The organism is Herpetosiphonaceae bacterium (assembly GCA_036374795.1).
Classification (GTDB): domain Bacteria; phylum Chloroflexota; class Chloroflexia; order Chloroflexales; family Kallotenuaceae; genus LB3-1.
In genome coordinates this window covers 1-1,720 of the sequence record DASUTC010000017.1, presented here as the reverse complement: position 1 = coordinate 1,720, position 1,720 = coordinate 1, and the positions used below count along the sequence as shown (strand labels likewise).

General features: G+C 65.8%; 1 protein-coding gene. It reads right to left on the bottom strand.

All coding sequences use genetic code 11. The annotated features are described in order from the left end of the window. Positions 1-602: 602 nt before the first annotated feature. A complete protein-coding gene (locus VFZ66_00725) occupies positions 603-1,598 on the bottom strand; it encodes an IS110 family transposase (protein HEX6287676.1) in 996 nt (331 codons plus the stop codon). Between the last annotated feature and the right edge of the window lie 122 nt (positions 1,599-1,720).

Sequence of the window (1,720 nt, the reverse complement as noted above, 5' to 3'; positions counted from 1 at the left end):
CGTGGTCCTGGCCTGGGGCCGCCAGGCCGCCGCGAATAACTACGACATCTGGGTCGATCCGGCGGTGACCGTGCCGTAGAGAGAGGCGTGAGTCCGGGCGTGGATTACCCACGCGAGCGATCCCCGAGGCTACGAATGACTCGGCGGCCGCGGGGCAGGGCGCCCGCGGCCGCCGTTTTTATCGACAAGATCGGTGATGGATCACAGCCGCACGTCGGGTCGCTGCTGCGGATGGCTCACACCAGGTCCGCTTGATTCATTGCTGCGAGAGCACTGCTGAAATCTCACACACCATAAGAACAAAACTCCGCAAGGGGCACGAAAGCAGACAAGCGATCCCCCGGTGCGAAGAACGCAGTTCTTCGCACTTTTCCACCTTCGCCGACGCAGTAGCCGATGCCGCTTGGGTATCACCAGGGCCGTGGCGGCCATACACCATAAGGGGGCGGAACACCCGCGCGGGGCGGGTGCCGGCTCTACGTGGAGAGCCGTCCCAGATACAAGCTGGGCACCAACACCAGGGCTTCCCAATCAGAGGCGGAGCTCGTTCGAGCCAGTGTGAGAACGGGGCTTGCCTGGTGTGGCCACTGCCTTGGTGATCCCTACGCGCGCTTGGGCCTGCTCAGCGTCACGCCGCGGAAGGTGTTGTCGTACTCGACATCGTCCTTCAGCACGTGGAAGACGATCCGCGCCAGCTCCTTGCGCAGCCACGCGCGCGCAAGGGCCTCGTTCTTCTTCCGAAGCTTCTTCTGGAACGCCGCGCCGATCTCCGCGTAGCGCTGCTTCGCACGGACGGCCGCGTGGCTGAAGGCGAGCTTCAGGTACAGGTTCCCCGCGCGTGAGCGCTTGCTCCGGCTCCGGCCGCCGGAGTTGTCGGCCCCGGGCGCGACACGGCAGTAGGAGAAGAACTGCCGCTCGGACGGGAAGCGGTCGATCCCGTCGATCTCCAGGTAGAGCGTCCACGCGTTGAGACGTCCGATCCCCGGGATCCGGCGCAGCCGGCGGACCGTCTCGTTCGGCTTCAGCTCGCGGTGGATGCGCTTCTCCAGCGCCTTGGTCTGCGCTTCGAGCAGCTCGATCTGCCCCTCGAGGTAGCCGGCCTGCTCCTGGGCGAGCTCCGGCAGCCCCAGCACCGTCGCGCAGTTGTACTTCTCCAGCAGCCGAGCGATGCTGTTCAGCGCCGACGTACGCTTCCCCACCAGCTGAAGCCGCGTGCGCAGCAGGTCGCGCAGTCCGCGCAGCTCCCGCGAGATCACGTGCGCCCTCGGAACCATGTTCAGCCTCAGCATCGTCAGCAGGGTGCGCGTATCGCGCCCGTCGGTCTTTACCTTGGCTTCGGTGATCGCCCGCACCTTCGCCGGATGCGCCAGTTCCAGCTCGGCCTTGTGGTCCGCCAGGACATCGGCCACCCAGTACCAAGCCCCGGTCGCCTCGACCACCACCCGATGACGAATTCCCGGCCACTGCCGCAGGTAGGCGTCGAGGGCCCGCCTGCATGCCGGCATGCGGGTCTCCATGATACGGCCTTCTTCGTCGTGGGCGTGCATCGACGCCACCTGCAGTACGCGCTTGTGCAGGTCGATCGCGTGGAGCATCATCGGAGCCTCCTCGGCTGAGGGTGAAAGGTGTCCCTCAGCTTCGGTTGCGCCGCGATGTTCTGGAAGTATCAGAGGCACGGAGACACGGAGAACTGTGGCAGTTCCTGTGTGTCTCCGTGCCT

Coding starts and splice junctions, on each gene's coding strand:
- VFZ66_00725 (HEX6287676.1), bottom strand. CDS start 1,598: ATGATGCTCCACGCGATCGACCTGCACAAGCGCGTACTGCAGGTGGCG.